At 70.6% G+C, this 4,093-nt stretch carries 2 protein-coding genes and 1 pseudogene; 1 reads left to right on the plus strand and 2 read right to left on the minus strand.

What is annotated here, in order from left to right; genetic code table 11:
• Positions 1–554 (minus strand): annotated as a pseudogene (locus DQW85_RS02150) (urocanate hydratase); the annotation flags it as partial.
• 52 nt (positions 555–606) lie between these two features.
• Positions 607–2,397, minus strand: a complete 1,791-nt coding sequence (locus DQW85_RS02155) for an ABC transporter ATP-binding protein (protein ID WP_113698763.1) — start codon at positions 2,395–2,397, stop codon at positions 607–609.
• Positions 2,398–2,619: 222 nt separating this feature from the next.
• On the opposite strand from DQW85_RS02155, the gene DQW85_RS02160 reads away from it, so the two are divergent.
• On the plus strand, positions 2,620–3,996 hold the full coding sequence (locus tag DQW85_RS02160; protein ID WP_113698764.1) for a DUF4331 domain-containing protein: 1,377 nt from the start codon (positions 2,620–2,622) through the stop codon (positions 3,994–3,996).
• Positions 3,997–4,093 lie beyond the last annotated feature (97 nt).

Consider the following 4,093-nt stretch of genomic DNA (forward strand, 5'->3'; position numbering starts at 1 on the left):
GTGACGGCCAGTGGCTGGGCGCCGCCCATCCCGCCCAGGCCCGCGGTCAGCGTGATCGTCCCGGCCAGTGAGCCGCCCCCGTGCTTGTCAAAACCGCGTTTGGCGGCCACCGCGGCGAACGTCTCGTAGGTGCCCTGCAGGATGCCCTGGGTGCCGATGTAGATCCACGAGCCCGCCGTCATCTGCCCGTACATGGTCAGCCCGAGCGCCTCCAGCCGCCGAAACTCCTCCCAGCTCGCCCAGTCACCGACCAGGTTGGAGTTGGCGATGAGCACGCGCGGCGCCCACTCGTGGGTACGGAAGACACCCACCGGACGGCCCGACTGGACCAGCAGCGTCTCGTCGCCGTCGAGCGTGGTGAGCGTCCTGACCAGCGCGTCGAACGACGGCCAGTCGCGCGCCGCCCGGCCCGAGCCGCCGTAGACGACCAGCTGCTCGGGGTGCTCGGCGACCTCCGGGTCCAGGTTGTTCTGGAGCATGCGGAGCGCGGCCTCCTGTGGCCACCCCTTCGCGGTGAGCGTGGCGCCTCGCGGCGCGCGCACGGTCCGGCTCATGCCACCTCCTGAATGAACACATTCATCCATGTCACTGGCAGGGTACAACGGCTCAAGTCACCAGAAACTGGGTGGCGGCCAGCTCCCGGTAGAGCTCGTCGCGCCCGACCAGCTCGTCGTGCGTGCCGACCGCCCGCACGCCGCCGCCCTCCATGACCACGATGCGGCCGGCGTCGGTCACCGTCGAGAGGCGGTGCGCGATGACCAGCACGGTCGTCTCGGTGGCGACCTCGGCGATGACCTCGCGCAGCCGCAGCTCGTTGACGGCGTCCAGCTGGGAGGTGGCCTCGTCCAGCAGGAGGAGCCGGGGCCTGCGCAGCAGCGCCCTGGCGATGGCGACGCGCTGCCGCTCGCCGCCCGACAGCAGCACGCCGCGGTGGCCGACGGCCGTGTCGAGCCCCTCGGGGAGCCGCGCCACGAGGTCGTCGAGGCGGGTACGGGCGATGGCGCGCCGCAGTTCCTCCTTGGTGGAGTCCTGGGCGGCGAAGAGGAGGTTCTCGCGCAGGGTCCCGGCCAGGACGGGCGCGTCCTGCTCCACGTAGCCGAGCGCGGCGCGCAGCTCGCCGAGCGGCCAGTCGCGGATGTCGCGCCCGGCGACCGTGATGGTTCCGCCCTGGTGCTCGTAGAAGCGTTCGAGCAGGGCGAACACCGTCGACTTGCCCGCCCCGGACGGGCCGACGAGCGCGGTCAGCCCGCCGGGCGGCACCTCGAAGGTCACCCCGTCGTGCACGACGGGACGGTCGTCGCCGTACCGGAAGGACACGTTCTCGAACCGCACTCCGACGGGATTCCCGGGCGAGTGGACGGCCGAGGGGACGGCCGAGGGGACGGCCGAGGGGACGGCTGAGATGGCTGAGGAGATGGCCGGGGGGACGATCACGGCGACGGCCTCGGCGGGCAGGTCCTCGATCTCCTTGATCCGTTTCATCGCGGCCAGGCCCTGCTGGAGCTGCACGGCGCCCTCGACGAGCTGCCCGATCGGGGCGACCAGGTAGAACAGGTACAGCAGGAACGCGATCAGCGACGACACCTCCAGCGTTCCGGAGGCGACGCGGGCGCCGCCCACCGCGAGCACGCAGAGGAACGCGATCTGCACCGCCATCCACGTCGCCACCCCGGCCAGCGAGGTCCACCCGGCGACCTGCAGGCCGCGGTCGCGGGCGCGGGCGGCGGCGTCGGCCACGACGGCGATCTCTCGCTCCTCCGCCCCGCTGGCCTTGACCGTCCGGTACGCCTGGAGCGCCCGGTCGAGCACGGCGCCCATCTCGCCCACGGACTCCTGGGCCTGCTGCTGCGCCCGCTGGATCCTGGGCATGATCAGCCCCGTCATGCCGCCGATCACGACCACCACGAGCAGCGTGACCAGCAGCAGCACGCCGTCCATGGTGGCCATCATGACGATGGCGCCGACGAGCATGAACACCGCGGCGATCGAGTTCACGATCCCGTTGGTCAGCACGGCACGCAGCAGCGTCGTGTCGCCGGTCACCCGCGACAGCAGGTCGCCCGGCTTGAGCCGGTCCACGTCGGCCACCGTGAGCCGGAGCATCCGGTCGACGAGCTTGCGCCTGGCGCCCAGCACGATGCCCTCGCCCGTGCGCTCCAGCAGGTAGTTGCCGCCGGCCGAGACGACGGCTCCGACCACGACGGCCACGGTCAGCCCGATGAGCGGACCGGCCATCGACCGGTCCTGGCCGAAGGCGTCCACGACGTACTTGGCGAGCAACGGCATCGCGAGCCCCGCCACCGATCCGACCAGCCCCAGTAACCCGCCGATGACCAGAATCCCCCTGTGCGGGCGGATGTAGGCGAGCAGCTCCTTGATCACCGCATCTCCTTTCATGACAAATCCCGAAAAGTCCCAACGAACGGCGACGCGCCATCCGCACCCGTCAACTTAGATTGACGACCTAAGTATGTCAACTTTCGTTGACGCTCCTCCCTGAGGAGGAGAAGCGGTGGCATCCGGCGACATCCGGGGGCGCCCCCGCGACGAATAGGGCGTCGAGGAACCCGGCCGGAACCTCTCCAGAAGACGATCAGCACCTTGCGAAAGGACCGAAGAATGGAGCTCCGGATCAACCGGCGCGCACTGGTCGGATTGGGCATTGCGGCGGCACTGACCGCCTCCTCGTTCGCACTGCTCCGGACCGAGCCCGGCACCACCTCCTCGCACCGCGAGGCCCCGACGATCGCGGGCGACCCACGCAACGACAACACCGACGTCTACGCGTTCGTCAGCCCCGACAAGGCCGACACGGTGACGCTCCTGGCCAACTGGATCCCGTTCCAGGAGCCCAACGGCGGGCCGAACTTCTACACGTTCGACACCAAGTCCCGCTACAACATCAAGATCGACAACGACGGGGACGCCCAGCCGGACATCACCTACCAGTGGACGTTCCGCGACGAGGACCGGCGCGGCAACGACACGTTCCTCTACAACAACGGGCCCGTCACCTCGCTGGACGACCAGAACCTGCTCTTCCGCCAGCGCTACACGCTCAAGCGCATCACGTCCCAGGGCGCCCGCACGCTCGTCTCCGGCGGCATCGTCGCGCCCAGCAACGTCGGCCCCGCCTCGATGCCCGACTACGGCACCCTCAGGGCCCAGGCCCTCAAGGGGCTCCCCGGCGGCGGCAAGACGTTCGCCGGGCAGGCCGACGAGGCGTTCTTCCTCGACCTGCGCGTGTTCGACCTGCTCTACGGCGGCAACCTGTCGGAGGTCGGCCAGGACACCACCAAGGGCTACAACGTGAACTCCCTGGCCGTCCAGGTGCCCGCAGAGGACCTCGCGCTCAAGGGTGACGCCAAGCGCAACCCGGTGATCGGCGTGTGGTCGACGACCGACAAGTGGGGCCCGAACGGCTACACCCAGGTCTCGCGCCTCGGCAACCCGCTGGTCAACGAGGTGGTGGCGCCCGCCGGCCTGAAGGACGCCTTCAACGCGCTGCCCCCGGCCAAGGACGCCGACGTGCCCGCCCTGGTCAAGAGGGTGACCGACCCCGAGGTGCCCCGGCTCCTGGAGTCCATCTACGGGATCAAGGCGCCCGCCACGCCGCGCGCCGACCTGGTGGAGATCTTCCTCACCGGCATCGCCAAGGCCAACGGGCCGATCAAGGCCGACCTGAACTCGCAGACGCTCAACAAGGACGCGGGCAAGCTGCGGCCGGCGGAGATGCTGCGGCTCAACATGGCCATCCCGCCCGCCAAGGACCCCAACCGGCTCGGCGTGCTCGCCGGCGACCTGCAGGGCTTCCCGAACGGCCGGCGCCTCGGCGACGACGTCGTGGACATCGAGCTGCAGGCCCTGGCCGGGGCGGCCCAGTCGGGCAAGCTCGTCCCCGGGCTGACGGACAAGGTGGACATGAACGACAAGCCGTTCCTGCAGTCGTTCCCGTACATCCCGCTCCCCAGCAACGTCGCGGTGAACCAGCGCTGACCTCGACCGGCCGGGCACTCTCCCGCCCGGCCGGCCTCCGCGCGGCGGGCTCTCCTCCCGGGCCCGCCGCCTGCCAGGCCGGCCGGCCGCACCCACC

The sequence above is a fragment of the Nonomuraea lactucae genome (genome assembly GCF_003313395.1).
Lineage (GTDB): Bacteria > Actinomycetota > Actinomycetes > Streptosporangiales > Streptosporangiaceae > Nonomuraea > Nonomuraea lactucae.